Below are 20482 nucleotides of genomic sequence, written 5' to 3'. Positions count from 1 at the left end.
CTCCCCCCCGCTCCCCCACCTCGCGACGCTCTGCCGCGCGGCCCTGGCCCTGCTGCTCCTGTCGGGCGGGACCGCCGTGGCGCAGAGCCTGACGGTCGATCTCGGCCCGAGCGGCGGCGTCACCGAACGGGCCCTGCAGCTCGTCGCCCTCATCACCGTGCTGGCTCTGGCGCCGTCGGTCCTGGTGATGGCGACCTCGTTCACCCGCATCGTGGTGGTGCTGTCGATCCTGCGCTCGGCGCTCGGCACCCAGACCGCGCCGCCGAACGCGGTGATCGTCAGCCTGTCGCTGTTCCTCACCGCCTTCGTGATGGCGCCGACGGCGCGGGAGGCCTACCGTACCGGCATCGAGCCGCTGCTCGCCGGGCAGATCCAGCAGACCCAGGCCTTCGAGCGGGCGAGCCTGCCGTTCAAGGCGTTCATGCTGCGCAGCGTGCGCGAGAAGGACTTGAAGCTCTTCCTCGACCTTGCCCGTGCCCCGACGCCGGCGACGCCCGACGCGGTCGGGCTCGAGGTGCTGACCCCCGCCTTCATGATCTCGGAACTGCGCCGGGCCTTCGAGATCGGCTTCCTGTTGTTCATCCCGTTCCTGATCATCGACCTCGTGGTCGCGTCGATCCTGATGTCGGTCGGCATGATGATGCTGCCGCCCGCCACCGTGGCGCTGCCGTTCAAGCTGATCTTCTTCGTGCTGGTCGACGGCTGGACCCTTGTCGCCGGCTCCCTGGTGCAGAGCTACGGCGGCTGATCCGCCGCCATCCGGTCCGCCCGGCCGCCGCGCGGCACCAGGCGCAGGGCCTCCCCGGCGAGGTGGGCCGGCACGCCGCGGCGAATCAGCCGGTCGCGCCGGGCTCGGCGCGCGAGGCCGGCGGCTCGCGCCTCCGCGGCATCGAGGAGCGGCTGCGCCCAGGCCTCGAACCAGGCGCTCTGCACCGCGAGGCCGAGGAGGACGACCTCGCAGGCGAGCACCCGGCCGGCCGCCACGACCCGTCGCGTCTGTTCGTCGAGGACGATCACGGGGTGCGGTACGGCGGGCGGCCCGCTCACCGGGCTCCGTCCCGGGACAGCACAGTCATCGCAGGACGGCGTCGGGACCCGCGCCCTCGCGCCCCGGCCGCACGGCGTCGATCACGTGAGGATCGGGCAGTGGCGGGCCGGATTCCTGCTGCGCGGTGGCGACAGTAGCCGCGGCGATCCCCGTCGCCTCCGGCGCGGCGTCCACCGGATTGTACGGCCGGTTGTAGCACCGGCAGATCGCACGCCAGAACGCCGCGCGCTCCTCGGGCGCGAAACGGCGCAGGCTTTCGTCGAGGGCGTCCTGTCCGGCACGGGCGAGGTGCGCGCGGGCTTCCTCGTCGAGCCGGTCGGGCTGGGCCGGCGCCGCGAGGTCGATCGGGCGCAGATCGGGGTCGGGCAGGATCGGCGGAGGCGGCGCGAGATCGCGGGCTGGTGCGATCGCATCGGGCACGGACAGCTCGGGCACGGCTCTGCTCCCTGGCGGACTTCCACGAGAGGTCTAACGCCGCAATGCCCCGCTTCGATCCAGGCCGATCGTCAGCGCTTGAAGCCTGTATTGTCGGGGGGCTGCTCGTGTCGGCCGACCGAGTCCGAACCCTCTCCGTCATCCCGGGGCCGCGAAAGCGGAACCCGGGATCCATAACCTCTGAGCGCTCAGAAAAGGGCGGAATGCGTTCCGCCTCGGCCTGCACCGTCAGCAGTTATGGATCCCGGGTTCTCGGCTGGGCCGAGCCCCGGGATGACGCAGAGAAAAATACTGGCCTCCGTGCCGGATCGATCGAGCGGGCTCTCACGGCTCCGGAAAGTACGGCGGCGGGATGTTGTAGATCGGCAGGGTGGTGTTGCGCGGCAGCCAGGCGTGGAAGACCGTCCCGTCGGTCTCGCCGTAGGAGACCGGCTGGACCGGAGCGCCGACGAGCCGAGGAGTCCCCGGCCGGTCATGCCGGCGGACATGCCGCACGGCCGGCCGGTACCGCTCGTCCCTGACCCGCACCCGGACCTGACCGGCGGGCGCCGGGCGATACGCCTCGGGCGCGCCATCCGCCGCAGCAGGCGCAGCAAGTGCCAAGCCCGCGGTGAGCACCGGGATCATCAGGGCGAGGCGCAGCATGCGGGCGGGTCTCCGAGGCGCCGTCAGCCTAAAGCCGCGAATCACACCAGGGGCTTAACCGCGGCTCGCGATAGCCACGCCGACCACCGCCACCACCATGCCGAGGAGCTGGACCGGCGCCAAGGTCTCGCCGAACAGCCCGAACGCCATCGCGGCCGAGACGGGCGGCACGAGGTAGAACAGGGCGGCGACGCCCGCCACCGCGCCGCGGCGGATCAATCCGAGCAGGATCAGGATACCGCCGACCGACAGGCCGAACACCGCCCAGGCGAGGCCGAGGAGCAGCGGCGCCGAGAAGTCGAACTCTCCCTGCTCGGTCAGCAGCGCCAGCGGCAGGGTGAGCAAGAGGGCGCCGACGAACTGCGCCGCGGCGTTGGTGCGCAGGTCGACGGCGGCGGCCGTGCGCTTCTGCCACAGGGTGCCGAGGGTGATGGCGATGGTGCCACAGAAGCAGACGCCGAGGGCCTCCGGCGGGATGCCGCCGGTGGCCCCGGCCGCTCCGATCCTCGGCGCCAGCACCAGCCCGGCGCCGATGAGGCCGACCGCGATGCCGAGCCAGCGTGTCCCCGAGACCCGCTCGCCGAGGAGCGGGCCGGCCACCGCAGCGGTCAGGAGCGGCTGCAGGCTCGCCACCAGGGCGGCGATGCCGGCCGGCAGGCCGCGATGCACCGCCCAGAACACCGCGTCGAGGTAGAGGCCGTGGATCAGGATGCCGGCCACCATCGCGTCACGCCAGCCGCGCCAGCCCCGGGGCCACGTCGCGCCGACCGCGAAGGCGATCCCCATCAGCACGATCGCGGTGAGGCCGAAGCGCACGGCGAGGAAGGTCAGCGGCTCGGCATGCGGCGCGATCAGCCGCGCCACGATGAAGCCCGTGGCCCAGATCAGGACGAACAGGCCCGGCGCCAAGTGGGTCGGCCAGGACGTGTCCGGTATGGGCGCGTTGGGCCTGGATGCGTCGGAAAGAAGCAGGGGGCGACTCATAATGCCTGCGCAACGAGCACACGCGCGGCCGTTCCGCAACCTGCTTCACCGCAGGACCACCCCGATCCGAGCGGGTCCGGCTCGCATTGCCCAAACACCGTCAGTCCTAGAGCACTTCACGATCGCGTTGCGATCGCAAAGCTCTCTATGCCTGCGATGTTGCCGCATTTTCTTCGCCCAACCGGCGACCACTTGGTCGAAAAATGCCCTAGAGCCAGTAACGCGCCGTCAGCTTCTCCGAGCTGTCGAGGCACGACGTATTTTGAACCTGCATCTCCGCGAAATACTCCGCGATCGTCATCTCGGACAGATCGTACGACAGCATCGTTCTCACGCAAGCATTGTAATTGTCCTTGAGGCGCGTCGATCCTGGATCGAGGTTCGTGACGATGATCAATCCGGTCGGGTGCGCGTCGAGGGCCAGGATATCCAGGTCCGGCCGCTCGCGCTTGAGCAGCAGCGCGGTCCGCCAGACGTCACCCGTCCACCAGCCGGCACGGTGCGGTTCGACCGGCACGATTCCGTGCTCCTCGCGGGAGGTCATCGGGATCTCTACCGGCAGACAGTCGTGGATCGCGATGACCGAGTTGGGCGCCGAAGCGGCTTCGGTATTGTAGAAATCCCGCAGCAGGAACTCACATCGATGCATGCCGTCCAGGAAGGCAAGTTGGATCGGCTCGCCGAAGAGGGCGCGCGCGTCGTGACTGGCGAAGAACTCGTCGGATGTCAGCTGGTAGAGGAGCGTGACGGGCCGCGACGAGAAGATGGCTGGATCGGTGAACTGGAAATGCGGGTCTATGGCGATCGATCGGCACCCGGAGAGCGCGAGGGTACCGCCGTGGCGCGTCCCGATCTCAAGATAATTTCGAGGGCGCAACTCGCGGTGCAGATAGGCCAGCAGATCTTGATAATCGATACCAGCATGATCCGACACAACATTGCGCTGCAGAGATGGACTCATCGACCAAGATCTTCCTGAGATAGCATAATAAATTTATATCTTTCAAATAAACGCAGTCAATCGAATTGTCAATGATCGAGAAGCGTCAGTGCAATCAGATTTGCCGAACTCACGGGCTGTCATACGATCTTCGGATGATCGCTCGGCAATTGCTACGCGATCGCTTCCGTGATGCGGAAATCGGCTTCGCTCAAGCGCCGCGCAGGCTTGTAACACGAATTTCGGAAGTGATCGTCCGGATTTCGTGTCAGTTCTCGCGCCATCGAGCTGGAACCGCTTCGTCTCGTCGTCGGCAAATTTTTTTTGAAAGATCCTGTCCAAGCCGAAAGGTCCACTTGATCCATATATTACGCGCATCGGGCGATGTTATCCATGACAGTCGCATGGCTCGGGATCCGACTGGCGCGCTCGGCCGTCGGACGTTGGGGCGGACGAGGTTCGACGGGGGAGCCGTCCGCTCCACGCCATCCGCGGTTCCTGGGCGTGTCGAGCCCGTCGGGCGCGTCACACAGCCCACGGCCGCAGCCGTGGCCTCCTCGCGCCGACGGCGACCGACCGCTCGCCTGGTCGTGCGCGGGACCGGCGCCTCCCGTCCTCGGCCTCGACCGCCGGCCGGGACGAGCCTCCAACGTGCCCGGAAGAGCGCGGGCGGTCGTTTTCTGCGCACCCATCTTCCCACGGCCGGCGATCACGCTCTACCTGAACGGCATCCGCCGGAAAGGCGACCCGAGAGCCCGCGCGCCGTGATCCGTCCCCGCACCGCCCTGGAGATCGCCGCCATCGCGGCGCAGCGCTTCGTCGCCCATGACGGCTGGGCGATCGCCAGCCACATCGCGCTCTCGCTGCTGACCTCGCTGTTTCCGTTCCTGATCCTGCTCACCGCGCTCGCCAGCGTATTCGGCACCAAGTCGCTCGCCGACGAGGCCGGCAACCTCTTGTTCGAGATCTGGCCGAGCGAGGTGGCGGGACCGATCGCCGGAGAGGTCCACCGGGTGCTGACCGAGCAGCGCGGCGGCCTCCTGACGCTCGGCGCCGTGCTTGCGCTGTACTTCTCGTCGAGCGGGGTCGAGAGCCTGCGGGTCGGCCTCAACCGGGCCTATGGTCTTCGCGAGGTGCGGCCGTGGTGGCTGACCCGCCTCGAATCGATCGGCTACGTCATCTGCGCCGCCTTCGCGATGCTGGCCTTCACCTTCCTCGTCGTGCTCGGGCCCCTGGTCTGGCGCGGGCTGGTGCTGGTGGCGCCGGGGCTGGAGCCGCTCGGGCTGACGATCGCGGTCGGCCGGGTGACGGTGACGGTGCTGCTGGTGGCGGGCGTGCTGGTGATCGCCCACAAGTTCATCGCCGCCGGGCGCCGGCCGGTCACGATGGTGCTGCCCGGCATCGCCGTGACCCTGGGGCTGTGGGTGCTGGCCGGCCTCGGCTTCGGGATGTACCTCGACCGGTTCTCGAGCGCCTACGTGTCGACCTACGGGGGCCTGGCGACCGCGATGGTGTTCCTGGTCTTCGTCTACTGGCTCGCCGCGATGTTCCTGTTCGGCGGCGAGATCAACGGCACGGTGATCGCCGCCCGCCGCCGCAGGCTCCAGGCCCGGGCCCAGAGCCGGCGGGACACGGTCAAGCTGATGTAGGTGCACCTCCTGCTCGCGCGCCGTCCCCGCGCTACCTTGCGCCAGACCCTCACCACAGGAGATCGCGACGTGTCCGATGCCGAGTTCACCGCCCGCTGCCGCCGCACGATCGACGCCTACATGGACGCCTTCAACCGCCGCGACATGGCCGCGCTTGCGGCCGTGCTGGACGAGCGCGCGTCGCTGGTCGACTGGGACGTGAGCGCCACCGGGCGGGACGCGATGATCGCGGCGACCGACAAGATCGTCAGCGGCGCCAAGCTGCACATCACGGTCCGCCATGTGCTGATCGACCGGCCCCACGCCGTCGCGGACCTGTCGATCCTGATCAACGATCAGGTCGAGCTCGAGGTGCTGGATCTCTTCGAGTTCGCGCCGGACGGCCGGATCCTGTCGGTGCGGGCGTTCAAGGGGCCGGAGAAGCCGGTATCGGGGTCCTGATCTCCGGGACATGATGCCGCGGCGGGGGCCGTTCGGCGGCCCCCGCGCTTCATCCTCACGCCGCCATCGCGTAGTCCGGCTCCGGCGCGGCCGCCATGAACTGGGCCCGGGCGAGTTCGGCGAAGCGGCCGCCTTCGGCCACCAATTCGTCGAAAGTGCCGCTCTCGACGATCCGCCCCTCGTGGAAGACCAGGATGCGGTCGGCGTCGCGGATCGTCGACAGGCGGTGGGCGATCACGAAGGTGGTGCGCCCCTCCATCACGGCCTCCAGCGCGCCCTGGAGCTTGCGCTCGGTGGCGGCGTCGAGCGCGCTCGTCGCCTCGTCGAGGATCAGGACCGGCGGGTTCTTGAGCAAAGCCCGGGCGATCGAGAGCCGCTGGCGCTCACCGCCGGACAGCGAGCGGCCGCGCTCGCCGATCACCGTGTCGAGCCCGTCGGGCTGGCGCGCCATGAATTCCGAGGCCTGGGCCCGCTCCAGCGCGTCGAGCATCTCGGCATCGGTGGCGTCGGGCCGGCCGACCTGGAGGTTCTCGCGGATCGAGCGGGCGAACAGCATCGGCTCCTGGAACACCACGCCGATGTTGTGGCGCAAGGACGAGAGGCCGATATCGCGAAGATCCTCGCCGTCGATGCGGATCGTGCCGGCATCGGGGTCGAAGGCGCGGTGCAGGAGCCCCAAAGTCGTCGACTTGCCCGAGCCCGTGGTGCCGACCAGCGCCACGGTCTCGCCGGCGCGTGCCGCGAAGGACACCCCGTCGAGGGCCGGGCGGCGGCCGTCATAGGAGAAGCGCACGTCCTCGAACGACACGTCGCCCTCGAGCCGCGCCACTGACCTGGCGCCGGGCCGGTCGTGGACGGCCGGCACGGTGTCGAGGATCTCGAAGAATTCCTGCATCTTCGGCGCCTGCAGGAAGATGCTGTTGACGAAGGCGACGACCTGGTCGAGCCGGGCGACCAGCATGGTGGCGAGGCTCATGAACGAGACCACGTCGCCGACGGTCGCCAGTCCGTGGCCATGCAGCACGATGCCGGTGACGAAGATCGCCGTCATGGTCAGGGTCGCCGAGGCGCGGGTGGCGACGGAGGCCAGCGCCCACCACGACAGGACCGGGATCTGCGCGGCCAGAAGATCGCGGATGATGCCGTGCATCGCCTCCTTCTCGGCCTTGGCGCGGGTGAAGGACTGGATCACCGCGACGTTGCCGAGCGCGTCCGAGGCGTGGGCCGCGAGACCGGAATGATATTCCTCGACCTTGCCCTGAAGCGATTCGGTGCGGCGCAGGACGAAGGTGGTCAGGCCCGTGAACACCACCATCAGGGCGACCAGGATCGAGCCGAGCTGCCAGTTGAGGAACAGCGTCAGCGGCAGGAGCACGACGAGGGAGACGAGGGCGGCGCAATGGTCGCGGAAGAAGCCGAGCCAGGTGGCGGCCATGCCGCTCGTGCCCTCCAGCATCGCCTTCAGCACCCGGCCGGAATGGTTGGCGGAGTGGAAGGCGAGCGGCAGGTCGAGGACGTGCTCGAAGTAGTTCGCCATCGCCGAGAGCCGGCTGCGATGGGTGAGCCGGTCGGCGTGGAGCGCGATCAGGACGCCGGCGCCGATCGAGAACAGCCCGAACCCGACCCAGGCGCCGACCAGCAGGAGCAGGCTCGACGTTCCGGCACCGCCGGCCGGCAGGTGGGTGAGGCGGTCGATGATGCGGCCGAACAAGACCGGCTCGGCGAAGGCCGCCACCGCCAGCGCGACGTTGGCGGCGGCCAGAAGCGCCCCGAGGCGCAGATCGGGCCCGAGCTGGCCCATGACTCGAGCGTAGAGCCTGATCAACCGCATCGACGGTGAACCCTGATGAGATGCCCTTGTGACGCGGCCCGGACGCGTGCCCGCCGCCTGCCCCGCGCGCGGCCTGTTTGGCGGCCGTTCGATCGCATGGTCATCTCTATGACAGATCCTCGCTGAACGGCGCATGACGGCGAGGGTCCGGGGCAGCGGCATTTTTACCGTTCGTTGACCCTGTTGCCCGTAATCTCCGGGGCAGGACACGCGCGCCGCCCGGTGACGCGCCCCGCAGGCGCGGGGCCGCGCGACGGCGCATGAAGGGGCCGAGCTCAGATGGATATCGCAACCGGCGCCGGCCTCGTCGGCGGCATCGCGGTCGTGTTCGTGCTCATCATGATCGACGGCGGCAACTTCGCCGCCTATTTCGACAAGCACGCGGTGATCGTGATCTTCGGCGGCGCGACCGCCGCCACCATGCTGCGCTTCCCGTTCTCGGTCATCGTGCACGGCGTCCCGATGGGCCTGCGCTACGCCTTCAACATGCGGGCGATCCGGCCGCGCGAGCTGATCGACGAGATCACCAAGATCGCCGACGTGGTGAAGCGCTCGGGCCCGATGGCGATCGAGAACCTCGAGATCTCGGACCCGTTCCTGGCCCAAGGGGTGCGCTACATCGCCGACGGCTACGACCGCGAGTTCATCCGCGACACGATGGAGCGCGACCGCGACAACTTCCTGATGCACCTCGACGAGGGCTCGAAAGTCTACCGCGCCTTCGGCGACTGCGCCCCGGCCTGGGGCATGATCGGCACGATTCTCGGCATGGTGACGATGTTCGCCAACATGTCCGATCCCTCGAAGCTCGGCCCCGCCATGGCGACCGCCTTGCTCGCCACCCTCTACGGCGCGCTGATCGCCAACATGATCACCCTGCCGATCGCCGACAAGCTGCACGTCAAGCTCGAGGAGGAGGACGTGTCGCGCACGCTCATCATCGACGGGGTGCTGCTGATCCGCGACGCCAAGAGCGCGTCGCTGGTGCGCGAGATGCTGATCGCCTACCTGCCGCATAACCACCGCGAAGAGATGGCCGCCGAGGCGGCGTGAGCGAACTCTGGCGCGAGCGCTTCGAGGAGACCTGAGCGGTGGCTAGAAAGAAGCGCGGGGCCCATGGCGGCCACGGCTGGTTCGTGACCTTCGCGGACCTGATGGCGCTGTTGATGAGCTTCTTCGTGATGATCGCGGCCTACTCGACGCAGGATCAGAAGAAGCTCCAGGCGGTGGCCGGCTCGATGCGCGACGCCTTCGGCAACAACCGCGAGTCGCGCTTCAACGGCATCATCGAGAAGGCCGGCCTGCCGGGTGCGACGCGGCCGCGCGACACCCGCGACATCGCGCCCGAGAAGGCGACCGACCGGCCCGAGCCGCCCAGCGCCGACGAGGTGCTGGCCGACGGGACCCAGCGCAATTCCTACAAGGACGGGTTCGGCCTCGCCGTGACCTCCCTGCGCCAGGCCCTGCAGGACCTGCCGGAGATCGCCGAACTGTCGAAGAGCATCGTGATCGAGGTGACGGCGCGGGGCCTCGACATCTCCCTCGTCGACCAGGACAACCGCTCGATGTTCCCCGAGGGCTCGACCCGGCCGAACGACCGCACGCGCCAGGTGCTGGAGCGGATCGTCCCGACCCTGCGCCGGCTGCCCAACCGCATCGCGGTGACCGGCTACACCGCCGCCGACCGCCCCGGCCGCCGCGCCGCCGCGCCGCCCTGGGAGCTCTCCGCCGGCCGCGCGGTCAGCGTGCGCGAGATCCTGGCCGGCAGCGGCCTCCCCGCCGACCGCTTCGCCGCCGTCTCCGGCAAGGCCGACACCGAGCCGCTGTTTCCCGACAACCCCTACCTGCCGGCCAACCGCCGGGTGACGGTGACGCTGATCAACGAGGCGCCGCCGACGCCGCGGGGAACGGGATTTCCGTGACGATGCCGCCGGACCGCAAGGCCGGCGCGCTCCCTGTGGATCGCAGGATCGGCAGCGTCGTCGAGACACCCGCGTCCTCTCGATCACGTCGAGTTCCGGCAGCCTCCAAAACCACCCTCCCCCATCAAACAATCGGCGGCCGGCAGAATCTATCCTTACGTAAAATGACGCGTTAAGACGTCATCGAATACGCTTGTGGGGAGAGCAGTTCGACAGGGACACAGGAACATGCGGCTTCGGCTCGATATCATCAGCGTGCGCCTTCGGCTCGTCGGTGCCCTGGTCATGTTTCTGTCCGGCATGACGGCGGCCGGCATCTTCGCGTATGTGATGATTGCGCACCTGAATGCTGCGAATCGCGAGGTGGCCGAGCGCCTTCTGCCATCGACGGTGGCCCTCGGCAGCCTCGCGCAAAACGTCGAACGTCTTCGCGGCGATCAGGCGCAGGCGCTCCTCGGCGACCACGCGGCCGCGATCCCCATGCTGCTCCGGCTCGCCGCGACGCGGGAGGCCGTCGCGAAAGATCTGCAAGCCGAGGCGCTTCGCGCGACCACGGACGAGGAGCGGCGGATGTCCGACCCGCTCAGCGCCCGCATCGACACCGTCCTGACCCTCCACGATCAGTTCGTGGGTCGGGTGAAGTCCGGCGACCTCGGGTCGGCCACGGCGTCGTTCATCGGCGCCATGCGGATGGCGGGGGACGATGCGCAGACTTCCATCATGGCGATCCGCCGGCACCTGAGCGAGCGAAACGACCGGCTGGCCCGCGAAGCCGGTGAGACGGGGAGCTTCGCCCTGGCCCTCATTGCCGGTGGCATGGCCCTGGCGCTCGCCGTCGGATTGGTGATCGCGGTCGTGCTCGTCCGCACGATCTCGGTGCCGGTGCGACGCATGGCGGCCGCGATGATGCGGATCGCGGAGGGCGATGTGACGACGGCGGTGCCCCATGCCGGCGAGCGCAACGAGATCGGCGACATGGCGCGGGCCGTCGAGGTCTTCAAGCACGGCCTCATCCGCAACCGGGTCCTGGAATCCGAGGCCGAGGTCGCGCGGCAGGCAGGGGCCGTCCAGCGCCAGCGCCTGATGCATGACCTGGCAGAGCAGTTCGAGATGACGGTGGGCAGCGTCCTCGAACGGGTCTCGACGGCGGCCGACGACCTGCAACTCACGGCCCGACGGCTGACCGCCTCGGCGCAGACGACTTCGATGCAATCCGCCGCCGCGGCTGCGGCCGCGAAGGAAGCGGAGACCAACGTCGCCGCGGCGGCGCGGTCGGCCGAGGAGATCGGCACATCCATCAGCACGGTCGACACCCAGATCACGCACGCGGCCGCGGTGGCGAGTGTCGCCGTCTCGGACGCGGAAGCGTCGGCCGGCGTCATGCACGAGCTCGCGGAGGCGGCCCACCGCATCGGCGGCGTCGTGGAGATGATCGCGTCGATCGCCGGCCAGACGAATCTCCTGGCGCTCAATGCAACGATCGAGGCGGCGCGAGCAGGCGAGGCCGGGCGCGGCTTTGCCGTCGTGGCCGCCGAGGTCAAGCAGCTGGCGGGCCAGACGGCCAAGGCAACCGACGAGATCACCGCGCAGATCGGTCGGATCCAGAGGGCGGCGGGCCAGGCGGTCTCGGCGATCGGCTCGATCGTCGCGAATACCCGCGAGATCGGCACGGCGACCGCCACGATCGCCACGGCCATGGAGGAACAAAGCGTGGCGGCCCGGGAGATCGCTCAGAATGTCGTCCAGGCAGCGACCGGCACCGGTGCCGTCACCACCAACATCGCCGGCGTCGCGGAAGCGACCGGGAGCACAGATTCGGCTGCCGCACTCGTCCTCACCTCGGCCTCGGCCTTGTCGCATCAGTCGGCGCACTTGAACAATGCGGTCCAAGATTTCCTGGCGGGCGTGCGGGCGGCCTGACGCCGGGACTCCAGAGCACTTCACGATCGCGCCGTAATCGTGAAGTGCTCTAAGTATTTGTTTTGCCACATTTTCTTCGACGAACCGGTATCCAATTCGTCGGAAAATGCTCCAGTGCCGGTCAAGAGCGATACGAAATCCGGACGATCACTTCCGGATTTCGTATCACAAGCCGGAGCGGCGCCTGAGCGAAGTCGATTTCCGCATCGCGAAGCGATCATCCGGAAGTCGTATGACGGCCGGGAAGCGATCGCCGAAAAGCACCGATCCCGATGCGTCGAAGACCGGCTCCCGGATTCGCTCGGGATCGGCTGCCGCACCGCAAATTCCGCCGGGCCGAGGCCCTCGTCCCGGCGCTACTTCGCCACCAGGAGCGCCCAGTACACCTTGTATTTCGACCCCGGCGCGTAGGCCGTCGCGATCCCCATCCGGGTGGCGGACGGATCGAGCATCACGGCGTTGTGGGACGGGCTCTCGCGCCACCCCGAGAAGGCCTCGGCCAGGGTGTGGTAGCCGGCCGAGAGGTTGGCGGCCGGCTCCGGGTAGCCCATCCGGGCCGCCACGGTCTTGACGATGTCGGCCTGGCTCGGCCGGCCGGCGGCGGCCATCGCCGCGGTCTCGGTCTCGGCGAGGCGCTGGAGGCCGGGATCGAGGGCGAGCGGCGGCAGCCCCTTGTTGCGGCGGTATGTGGCGATCATGTCGCGGGCGGCGCCCGCGTCGATCTCGGCGCCCGTCGCCGCCATCGGCCAGTACAGGCTTGGTCCCGCCGCCCCGGTCGAGACCCGCGTCGCCTCGCTCGCCGAGCAGGCGGCGAGGGCGAGCGGCAGGGCCAGACAGGTCAGGCGCTTCAGCGCGGCGGGACGGAGGATCACGGCACGGTCTCGGGGGTTCGGCGACGCTCGGCCTCGGGCTCGTTGCGGGCCTCGGGGCGGAAGGCGGCAGGACTCGCCATGCGGGCGATCTGCCCCATGGCGTCCTGCATCGCATCCAGCCCCTGGACCGTGACGATGCTCGCACCGGGTCCGAGATTGGGGATGAGGCCCTCGTCCGACAAGGTCTTGAACACCGCGAAGTTGAGGTCGCTCTGCACTTTCGCCTGCGAGCCGACATCGGTGATCATCGCGATCAGCTCGAATTCGAGGAAGGGATCGCCGATCTTGCGGAACACCACCCGGGGCGGCGGCTCCTTCAGCACGTCCGGATGGGCCTTGGCGCAGCCGGCGATCAGCTCGGCGGCGTGGACCGGGTCCTGGTTGCGCAGGACGCTCACGGTGATCGTGACCCGGCCGGTGCGGTCGCCGCGCACCCGGTTCTTCACCACGCCGGAGATCAGGTTCGAGTTCGGCACGATCACCGCAGAGCGGTCGAAGGTCTGGATCTCGGTCGAGCGCACGCTGATGCGGCGGACATAGCCCTCGTTGTCGCCGATCACCACGAGGTCGCCGACCCGGATCGGCCGCTCCCAGAGCAGCAGCAGGCCGGAGACGAAGTTGTTGACGATCGATTGCAGGCCGAAACCGATACCGACCGACAGGGCGCCGGCCACGATGGTGAGCTTTTCGAGGCTCAGGCCCAGATACGAGAAGGCGAGCGCGATGGTGAGCAGGAAGCCGACATAGCCGCTCACCGTCGAGATCGAGTTGCGCAGGCCCGGATCGAGGTCGGTGGCCGGCAGGTAGGTGTTCTCGAGCCAGCGCTGCACCGCCTTGGTGATGACGAGGCCGAGCGTGAACAGCCCGATCGCGATGGCGATGGTCGAGAGCGAGATCGTCACCCCGCCGACGGTGAAGCCGAAGAAGGCGGCCTGCGCCCAGGCGAAGATGTCGGTCGAATCGACGCCCCAGGAGGCGAGCAGCAGCACGCCGGCGGCGGTGAGGAGCAGCACCCGGACGAAGCCCGAGATCAAGACCGCGATCTGGTTGAGCGAGCGCTTGCGCAGGCCCGTATTGGCCTGGAGCGCCGTGGCGATGCGCGAATCGTCCTGGAGGGCGGACGCCACCACGGCGTCGACGCTCGAGATCGCCAGGTACAGGATGGCCGCGGCGATCGCGGTCCACATCAGCTGGTCGATCAGGAACGACGACAGCGCGATGTAGCCGACGAGCGCCGAGACGCCGATCGCCGCCACCACGATCCAGCCGAGGATGCGCAAGGGGCCGCCGATGCCGGTATTCGACTCGGCCGCGATGTAGGGGCCGAGGCAGGCCTCGTCGGTCTCGGCCCGGGCCGCGAACCGGCGCAGGCCCTCGGCCAGCACCACCGCGACCACCGCGGCGAAGACGCCCTTGGTGACGATGGTGACCGGCAGGCTGAGCGAGATGCCCTCGTTCAGCCCCTCGATGGTGCGGCCGACCGCGATCACCGAGGCGATGGCGATGACGAGGCGGTTCAGCCGCTCGGCGGTGGCGTCGGTCATCGCGACGAGGCGCCAGGCGGGCCGGTCGGGCGAGAGCAGCGCGTCGGCCATCGCCTCGACCACCGCCACGAAGGCCAGCGAGGCGACGATCCGGTGGGCCGCCGGCAGCAGGCGCACCGGCAGGAGCTCGGTGACGTCGAGGGTATAGCCGACGAGGAAGCTGCCGAGCACCGCCGGCACCGCGCCGACGAGGAAGACCCGCCAAGCCGCCATCACCCGGACGTAGCGGCTCGGCTGCGCGGTCTTCGACGAGCGGTGACCGATCCGCGGGGCGATGTGCCGGCGCCCGACATAGAGCGCCACCGAGACGCCGATCGCGAGGGCCAGCAGGAACAGGTTGAGCGCCGTGCCCCGGCGCTGGACCTGGGTGACCGAGTCGTCGAGGGAGGATTTCAGCGCCCGCAGGTCGCGGCTGAGGTCGTTGGTGGCGCGCATCCACAGGTTCGGGCTCACCAGGCCGTCGGTGCGCTCGAACAGGGCGCGGGTGAAGGCGGCGCGGCGCCGGTTGCTGATCTGGTCGGTGATCTGCTCGCTCTGAACCAGGAGCGAGCGGGCGAGCCGGAGCGTGTCGTCGATCTCGGCGACCCCGGCCTCGCGCTGGGCCCGCTCCTGCGCCACGTCGGCGCCCTCGGGCTCCTTGGGCTTGGGCCCGAGCTGGTTCAACCGCTCCTTGGCGGCCTCGAGCCGGGGCCCGAGCTGGTCGACGACCTGGCGCAGCCGGTCGGCCACCGCCGGGATGCCGTCGCGCAGGAGGGCGAGGTCGTCCTTGTTCAGCTCGCGGTGGGTGAGCGCCTGCTCGCGCTGGTCGAGATCGGCCTTCTCGGCGTCGAGCTGGGCGCGGATCTGCTTGATCTGCTCGGAGATCGGGGTCTGCGGCGGCGGCTTTGGCGCTTCCTTGGGGGCTTCCGCCGGCGCGGCGGCGGCCGGCTGGCCCGCGGCGGGCTTCGCATCACCCTTGCCGGCGGGGGCCGGCGCCTGCGCGACGACCGCCCGCTCCGGCTTCGCCGCATGTCCCGGCGCCACCTGTCCCTGCGCCGCCGCGAGCCCGGGGCTCAGCAAAGCGGCCGCCAGGGCGATCGTCCATCGGCGGAGCTGTCTCATGCGCAATCCTTCTCACCCGCGTGTCGGGCTCGTCTCCCGGCGGCCCGGCCCGTCGGTCACGGCGAGGCGACCGGCGCGGCGGCCGGCATTCCTCGCGATGGTTCGGTTCGAGCCGTCTACCTAGGTCATCCCTCCGGACGAGGGAACCGGCGAGGAAACCGGACTTGGGAAACCGGACTTGGGAAACGAGACGGATCGCGGCATCGCGGATCAATGGGGCGAAAATCCGGGGGGCGAAAATCCGGGCCGGCCGCCCGCGGCCCTCGGCGCTGGATCCCGCTTCGGAATCCCGGGGACGGCAGATTCGTGTGAGGCGTGACGAGACGCCCCGGCCCGAAACCTTCACAACCCTGTCATGCTGCTATTAGACTAAGCCCCAATGGACTCGGCCTTTTCGTTCTGCTGCGGGAGGATGTCGGTGATCGCCCCTCATCAGCAGCCCAGACGGCGCCCGGATCGCATTCCGGCCGCGCCCCCCGGCGTCCGCTCCCCGAGCGGCCGGCGCGGGCATACGCCAAGTCCCCCCACTCTTCCCCCCACTCTCCCCGACCGGCTCGGAGGATAGGCGATGGTCCCCATCCCCTCTCCTGGCGAGCGACGCGAGGACCGGCATGATGCCGGCTCCCCTCGCTGCGGTCGGCCCGTCGCCAGGGCAGGATGATGCTGGACCTTCAAACCCTCGTGCTCAACGCGGATTACCGGCCGCTCTCGTACAACCCGCTCTCGCTGTGGTCGTGGAAGGATGCGTTCACGGCCTTGTTCCTCGACCGCGTCACCCTGGTGGCGAGCTACGACGTCGAGGCGCGCTCGCCCAGCCGCTCGTTGCAGGTGCCGAGCGTGGTGGCGCTCAAGAGCTACGTCGCCATGGCGCGCAGCCCGGCCTTCACGCGCTACAACATCTACCTGCGCGACACGTTCTCGTGCCAATATTGCGGCCTGCGCCTGCCCTCGGGCGGCCTGACCTTCGACCACGTGGTGCCGCGCTCCCGCGGCGGCCTGTCGAGCTGGGAGAACGTTGTCGCGGCCTGCAGCCCGTGCAACCTGCGCAAGGCCAACCGCACCCCCGAGGAGGCCGAGATGCCACTCCTCAACGAGCCGCGCCGGCCGAGCCGCCACGAACTGCACCGCCGCCAGCCGGAATTCGACCACCGCCAATACCACCACACCTGGATCGACTACCTGTACTGGGACAGCGAGCTGGAGACCTGAGCGGGGGCGGTCGGCTCCCGATGTGATATCCTGCGCCTGTCGGAGGAGGAGCGGAGCCATGCCTCTCGCGGCGCGCACGCATGCGGCCCGGATGTCGGGAACGGAGTTCCGCGCCTTCCAGGCGGAACGGCCGGATCACGAGCGCTGGGAACTGGTCGAGGGGGTTCCGGTCATGATGACGCCGCCCCTCATGGAGCACAATGTCATCGCGACGAACCTCCAGACGCTGCTCAACGCCGCCCTGCGGGATCACGACGAGAACCGCTACGCCGTCCAGCGGCCGGGCATCGAGTTTCCCTGGCCGCGGGCGATCCTCGCCGAGATGGAGAGGAACGGGATTTACAAGCCGGAGCCGGATGTGGCGGTGGTCGCCTACGACGACGTGGTCGGGGGCAAGCGGTTCACCGATTCGGCCTTCCTTCTCGCCGAGGTGGTGTCGAGCACCGACGAGGATCTGACGCCGGTCAGCGGCGCGCGCTGGATCGACGTGAAGGTCAGGCTCTACCGGGAGCACGGCCCCTGCCAGGCCATCCTCGTCGTGGAGCAGGAGCGCGTGCACGTGACGATCCATGCCCGCGAGGCCGGTGGCTGGACCTGCCATGTGCTGACCGGTCTCGACGACGGCCTCGCAATTCCCTCGGCCGGCCTGACCTGCCAGGTCGGCGACCTCTACCGGGACACGCGCTGGCAGCCGCGGCGGGGCCGGGCGCCCCGAACCTGACCGGCTGACTGCGGGACACCCTGGAGCGACCGGCAGGGATTGCGCTACACGCTGGACGCTTGTCCCGTCGCGGCCGCGCCGATCCCACCCGGATGTTGGCGCGGCCCGCCAGCGCCGAAAGCCGATGCCGCACACGACCGTGACCGACACCCCCGCGCCCGCCCGCACCCGCCGTGACTGGCCGGGCCTCTTCCTGCGCGCCGTGCTCTCGCTGTTCCTCGGCCTGCCGCTCGGCGGCCTGCTCTTCGCCCTGACCGGGCTCGGGATCGCGGTCTTCAACGACGACCCGCTCCTGCAGCATCCCTGGCTGCTCGCTTTCCGCACCCTGGCGGCGGCCATCTCCTACGTGTTCCTCGGCGGCTTCGCCTGGACGCCGGAGGGCGGCTACGAGAGCATGCACGCCTGGTACGCCGCCGGCGTGGTGCTGGCCTTCGTCCTGATGAGCCGGCCGTGGCGGCGCTGGACACGGCGGAAGCGGGCGGAACCCTGGCCGCGGCGGGCCTGAGCCCGCGTCGAACCTGCGCGATATCGCCGCGGTTGCGATCGGGACAAGGGTGGAACGGAACGTCGGTCGGGCGAGAAATTTACTCCCCCCGAGCATCCAGGCCTGCGAGCGCCGGGATGCGTGCCCTCCGCAGGAGCCCATCCATGCACCGTCGCGACGTCCTGGTCAGCATGCTGTCCGCCACCGCCGCCCTCGCGGTCACCCGCACCGCCGTGGCGCAGCCGACGCCGGCCGGCGCCATGCCGACGCCCGTCTACCTGGCGATGGCCACCAAGGGCGGCCTCTTCCTCGAGAACACCGCCCGCGACGCCTTCGCCAAGACCGGCAACCCGCGGGTCAAGCGGTTCGCGCGGGCGGAGGTGACCGAGCAGGTCAACCTCGCCGACAAGATCGACCGGGTGACCGGCGGCAACGTCGCGGTGCCGGTCGGCGGCCGGCCGGGTCCCGGCGGTCTCGTCGGCGGCCTGGTGGCGGCGCCGCTGGCGGTCGCGGGCGGCGTCGCCGGCGCGGCGGTCGGCACCGTGGGCGGGGTGCTCGGAGCTCCCGGCGGCGGAGCACCCGGGGGCATGACCTCGGACGAGCAGAAGGCCCAGATCCAGGCGCAGCTCTCCGGCCTCCAGGGCGGTCCGCAATACGACGCCGCCTTCGTCAACGCCTCGCTCCAGGGCCACCGGGAGGCGCAGATGATCCACGGCTCCTACGCCCAGAGCGGCGAGGATCCGGCCCTGCGCCGCATCGCCGCCGGGGCCCTGCCGCTGATCCGGCTGCACATCTCGCAGCTCTCCCAGATGCAGCGGATGATGGGCGGCGGCGAGGGGTAGGCTCTCGAGCCCGAGCGCCGGGCAAAGGCTCCGGCGCTCATCGGGAGATCCAGCCGGGATGGTCCGGACGAACGGATGCGCCCTCGGGCCCGAAGGCCGGGGGCGCATCCGTTCGTTCAGTCCTTCAGGTCCTTCTCGATGTCGGCGAGCAGAGCCAGGTGCTCGCGGATCTGGCCGCGGGCGAGCTTGGCGACGCCGATCATCTCGCGGTCCTTGCCGCTGGCGAGATAGGCCTCCTGGATCTTCAGGAGCGCCTGGTGGCCCTCGATCTGGCCGCGGATGTACTCGCTGTCGAAGGCCTTGCCGGACTTGGCCTGGTCGAGCTTGTCCAGCATTGCCTTGCCCTTCGGATCGAGCTGGCCGGTGACTTCGGGCTCGGCCGGCGGCTTCACCTGGCCGGACGCGGTCTGGGTCGGATCGCGCATCGCCTTCAGCACGTCGGCGATGGTCTCCTGCTCGGCGACCTCGAAGCGCGCGAACTGCTTCACGTCGTCGTCGGAAGCCTTGGTGAGGGCGACGCGGCTCGCCGCGAGGGAGGCCGACCCGGCCGCGAGGGTGTCAGCGATGGCGCGGGCCTCGGCCTCGCCGATCCGGGCGCCGCTGTTGCCGGTCGCCGCCGCGGTCGGGCCGCCCTGCAGCTGCGCGAGCGCCATGGTGGCGAAGGAGGGGATCGCCACGGCCGAGGCGATGGCGGTCAGTGCGAGACGACGATGCATGGGACACCTTGCTCTTCGCGGTGGACGCCCTGGTCAGCGGACGCTCTCGGGTGTGGGACACCACCGATCGCCGCCCTGGGAGCAAGCACTAACGTCACGGCGAAAGAGGGGGTTTCAGCGTCGCCTTTCGCGAATCGCATGCGAAGCGCCTCGGCTGGCATGCGGCGCCGGCGGGAGGCGACACGGGCCGGGCGGCCGGCATCCTGCTCCGTTCGCGCCCGCAGCTTACGTCCATCGGTGAGGTTACGCCGACCGTCGCTAACGTGTCGTCTGCCGGTGACAGGGCTCATGATCGGCATGGCCCTGATCGCCGCCCGTGTTCGGCGGGACGGGCGTGGGGACGACAGAGGCTGGGGATGACCACGATCTTCTTCGGACCACTCCGCGCGGCCGCGGAGGGCGGGCAGGGGCGCAGCGGCCAGGGACTCTGTGGGCAAGCGGGCGCCAGGCCGGTCGCGCCGGTATTCTGCTCGGTGATCGTCGTCTGCCACGTCCTCGACCGGCGCCGGGTGACGAAACCGTAATCCGGCGGCGAGGTCCGGGCCATCTGGCCGGGCGCAATCTGCGACCTCGGCGGCCCGACGGGCGGCCGCACGGGGACCTTCGAGTCATGCGACGCCTTCTCACCACCGGAGCCTTGGCGGGTCTCTTGAGCGCGGGGATGCTCGGGAGTGCCCTGGCGCAGGCGCCGGACGCGCAAAAGCCGATGCAGGTCGCCCATGCGGGCGACAGGCAGGGCCGGCACCGCCTCAGCGCGGAGGACCTGCAAGCCTTCACCGACGCGCGCGTCGCGGCCCTGCATGCCGGCCTCAAGCTCACCCCCGACCAGGAGAAGCTGTGGCCGCCGGTCGAGGATGCGATGCGCACCCTCGCCAAGGTCCGGCGCGACCAGCGCGAGGCCCGGCGCGGACGCGATCGCGATCCGGTGGCGGAGGCCGCACCCGACGCGATCCGGGCCCGGGCCGACGCCCTCGCGGCGCGCTCGGACGCCCTGCGCAAGCTCGCCGACGCCTCGCAGCCGCTCTACGCCACCCTCGACCAGGCCCAGAAGCAGCGCGCCGCGATGCTGACCCAGCCGATGGGGCCCCACCATCACCCGGGGATGCACCGGCACCACCGCGACGACTGACCCACCTCCGCGCCGTCCGGTTTCCTCCTCGTGCCGCCCCGGCTCCCGC

At 69.9% G+C, this 20482-nt stretch carries 21 protein-coding genes; 12 read left to right on the top strand and 9 right to left on the bottom strand.

Annotation, left to right across the window (positions count from 1 at the left end):
- Positions 1-43 precede the first annotated feature (43 nt).
- Complete coding sequence (gene fliP / locus ABZT49_RS07305) at positions 44-748, top strand: flagellar type III secretion system pore protein FliP (RefSeq protein WP_355284964.1); 705 nt, start codon at positions 44-46, stop codon at positions 746-748.
- On the opposite strand, the gene ABZT49_RS07300 is transcribed toward fliP, so the two are convergent.
- The 5 genes from ABZT49_RS07300 to ABZT49_RS07280 all read right to left on the bottom strand — a co-directional run bounded on the left by ABZT49_RS07300 (position 736) and on the right by ABZT49_RS07280 (position 4073).
- Entirely contained in the window at positions 736-1047 is a 312-nt protein-coding gene (locus tag ABZT49_RS07300; RefSeq protein ID WP_355284951.1) for a hypothetical protein, read from the bottom strand. The genes fliP and ABZT49_RS07300 overlap by 13 nt on opposite strands.
- Before the next feature lie 25 nt (positions 1048-1072).
- Positions 1073-1483: a hypothetical protein gene (locus tag ABZT49_RS07295; RefSeq protein ID WP_355284949.1), complete on the bottom strand. Its 411-nt coding sequence runs from the start codon at positions 1481-1483 to the stop codon at positions 1073-1075.
- 324 nt (positions 1484-1807) lie between these two features.
- Positions 1808-2128, bottom strand: a complete 321-nt coding sequence (locus tag ABZT49_RS07290) for a hypothetical protein (RefSeq protein ID WP_355284946.1) — start codon at positions 2126-2128, stop codon at positions 1808-1810.
- Positions 2129-2182: 54 nt separating this feature from the next.
- A complete protein-coding gene (locus ABZT49_RS07285; RefSeq protein ID WP_355284943.1) occupies positions 2183-3037 on the bottom strand; it encodes a DMT family transporter in 855 nt (284 codons plus the stop codon).
- 283 nt (positions 3038-3320) lie between these two features.
- The gene (locus tag ABZT49_RS07280) at positions 3321-4073 is read right to left on the bottom strand and encodes a class I SAM-dependent methyltransferase (RefSeq protein WP_355284940.1); all 753 of its coding nucleotides are present in this window, start codon (positions 4071-4073) and stop codon (positions 3321-3323) included.
- A 746-nt stretch (positions 4074-4819) separates the two neighbouring features.
- Here ABZT49_RS07280 and ABZT49_RS07275 point away from each other — a divergent pair.
- Both ABZT49_RS07275 and ABZT49_RS07270 read left to right on the top strand, forming a co-directional pair.
- Positions 4820-5701: a YihY/virulence factor BrkB family protein gene (locus ABZT49_RS07275; protein WP_355284962.1), complete on the top strand. Its 882-nt coding sequence runs from the start codon at positions 4820-4822 to the stop codon at positions 5699-5701.
- Between the two features lie 69 nt (positions 5702-5770).
- Positions 5771-6142 carry a nuclear transport factor 2 family protein gene (locus tag ABZT49_RS07270; protein ID WP_355284937.1) on the top strand — a complete coding sequence of 124 codons (372 nt, stop codon included), beginning with the start codon at positions 5771-5773 and terminating at the stop codon, positions 6140-6142.
- Between the two features lie 55 nt (positions 6143-6197).
- On the opposite strand, the gene ABZT49_RS07265 is transcribed toward ABZT49_RS07270, so the two are convergent.
- Complete coding sequence (locus ABZT49_RS07265; protein WP_355284935.1) at positions 6198-7973, bottom strand: glucan ABC transporter ATP-binding protein/ permease; 1776 nt, start codon at positions 7971-7973, stop codon at positions 6198-6200.
- A 279-nt stretch (positions 7974-8252) separates the two neighbouring features.
- Between ABZT49_RS07265 and ABZT49_RS07260 the strand changes: the two genes are divergently transcribed.
- The 3 genes from ABZT49_RS07260 (at position 8253) to ABZT49_RS07250 (ending at position 11815) form a co-directional block, all read left to right on the top strand.
- A complete protein-coding gene (locus ABZT49_RS07260) occupies positions 8253-9026 on the top strand; it encodes a MotA/TolQ/ExbB proton channel family protein (protein WP_355284933.1) in 774 nt (257 codons plus the stop codon).
- A 38-nt stretch (positions 9027-9064) separates the two neighbouring features.
- Entirely contained in the window at positions 9065-9895 is an 831-nt protein-coding gene (locus tag ABZT49_RS07255) for a flagellar motor protein MotB (protein WP_355284930.1), read from the top strand.
- Between the two features lie 228 nt (positions 9896-10123).
- Positions 10124-11815 (top strand): methyl-accepting chemotaxis protein, encoded by a 1692-nt coding sequence (locus ABZT49_RS07250; protein ID WP_355284927.1) that lies wholly within the window; start codon positions 10124-10126, stop codon positions 11813-11815.
- Between the two features lie 356 nt (positions 11816-12171).
- On the opposite strand, the gene ABZT49_RS07245 is transcribed toward ABZT49_RS07250, so the two are convergent.
- Together ABZT49_RS07245 and ABZT49_RS07240 are read right to left on the bottom strand one after the other, a co-directional pair.
- Positions 12172-12687: a CAP domain-containing protein gene (locus ABZT49_RS07245; RefSeq protein WP_355284925.1), complete on the bottom strand. Its 516-nt coding sequence runs from the start codon at positions 12685-12687 to the stop codon at positions 12172-12174.
- Positions 12684-15332, bottom strand: a complete 2649-nt coding sequence (locus tag ABZT49_RS07240; protein WP_355284922.1) for a DUF3772 domain-containing protein — start codon at positions 15330-15332, stop codon at positions 12684-12686. The genes ABZT49_RS07245 and ABZT49_RS07240 overlap by 4 nt, the downstream gene beginning before the upstream one ends.
- Before the next feature lie 660 nt (positions 15333-15992).
- Between ABZT49_RS07240 and ABZT49_RS07235 the strand changes: the two genes are divergently transcribed.
- The 4 genes from ABZT49_RS07235 to ABZT49_RS07220 all read left to right on the top strand — a co-directional run bounded on the left by ABZT49_RS07235 (position 15993) and on the right by ABZT49_RS07220 (position 18588).
- Entirely contained in the window at positions 15993-16541 is a 549-nt protein-coding gene (locus ABZT49_RS07235; protein WP_093566531.1) for an HNH endonuclease, read from the top strand.
- Between the two features lie 58 nt (positions 16542-16599).
- Positions 16600-17262: a Uma2 family endonuclease gene (locus tag ABZT49_RS07230; RefSeq protein ID WP_355284919.1), complete on the top strand. Its 663-nt coding sequence runs from the start codon at positions 16600-16602 to the stop codon at positions 17260-17262.
- 124 nt (positions 17263-17386) lie between these two features.
- Entirely contained in the window at positions 17387-17767 is a 381-nt protein-coding gene (locus ABZT49_RS07225) for a hypothetical protein (RefSeq protein WP_355284916.1), read from the top strand.
- Positions 17768-17910: 143 nt separating this feature from the next.
- Positions 17911-18588 (top strand): DUF4142 domain-containing protein, encoded by a 678-nt coding sequence (locus ABZT49_RS07220; RefSeq protein WP_355284913.1) that lies wholly within the window; start codon positions 17911-17913, stop codon positions 18586-18588.
- 116 nt (positions 18589-18704) lie between these two features.
- Here the strand turns inward: ABZT49_RS07220 and ABZT49_RS07215 are convergent, their stop codons facing one another.
- Positions 18705-19304, bottom strand: coding sequence for a DUF4142 domain-containing protein (locus ABZT49_RS07215; RefSeq protein ID WP_355284910.1), 600 nt, complete (start codon positions 19302-19304; stop codon positions 18705-18707).
- 356 nt (positions 19305-19660) lie between these two features.
- Here ABZT49_RS07215 and ABZT49_RS07210 point away from each other — a divergent pair, with 356 nt between their 5' ends.
- Both ABZT49_RS07210 and ABZT49_RS07205 read left to right on the top strand, forming a co-directional pair.
- On the top strand, positions 19661-19828 hold the full coding sequence (locus tag ABZT49_RS07210) for a hypothetical protein (RefSeq protein WP_355284907.1): 168 nt from the start codon (positions 19661-19663) through the stop codon (positions 19826-19828).
- 86 nt (positions 19829-19914) lie between these two features.
- Positions 19915-20433, top strand: a complete 519-nt coding sequence (locus ABZT49_RS07205; RefSeq protein ID WP_355284905.1) for a Spy/CpxP family protein refolding chaperone — start codon at positions 19915-19917, stop codon at positions 20431-20433.
- Positions 20434-20482 lie beyond the last annotated feature (49 nt).

The organism is Methylobacterium sp. EM32, from assembly GCF_040593685.1.
Taxonomy (GTDB): domain Bacteria; phylum Pseudomonadota; class Alphaproteobacteria; order Rhizobiales; family Beijerinckiaceae; genus Methylobacterium.
Note: the sequence above shows the minus strand (reverse complement) of the source record. Positions and strands in the feature narration are given on the sequence as shown.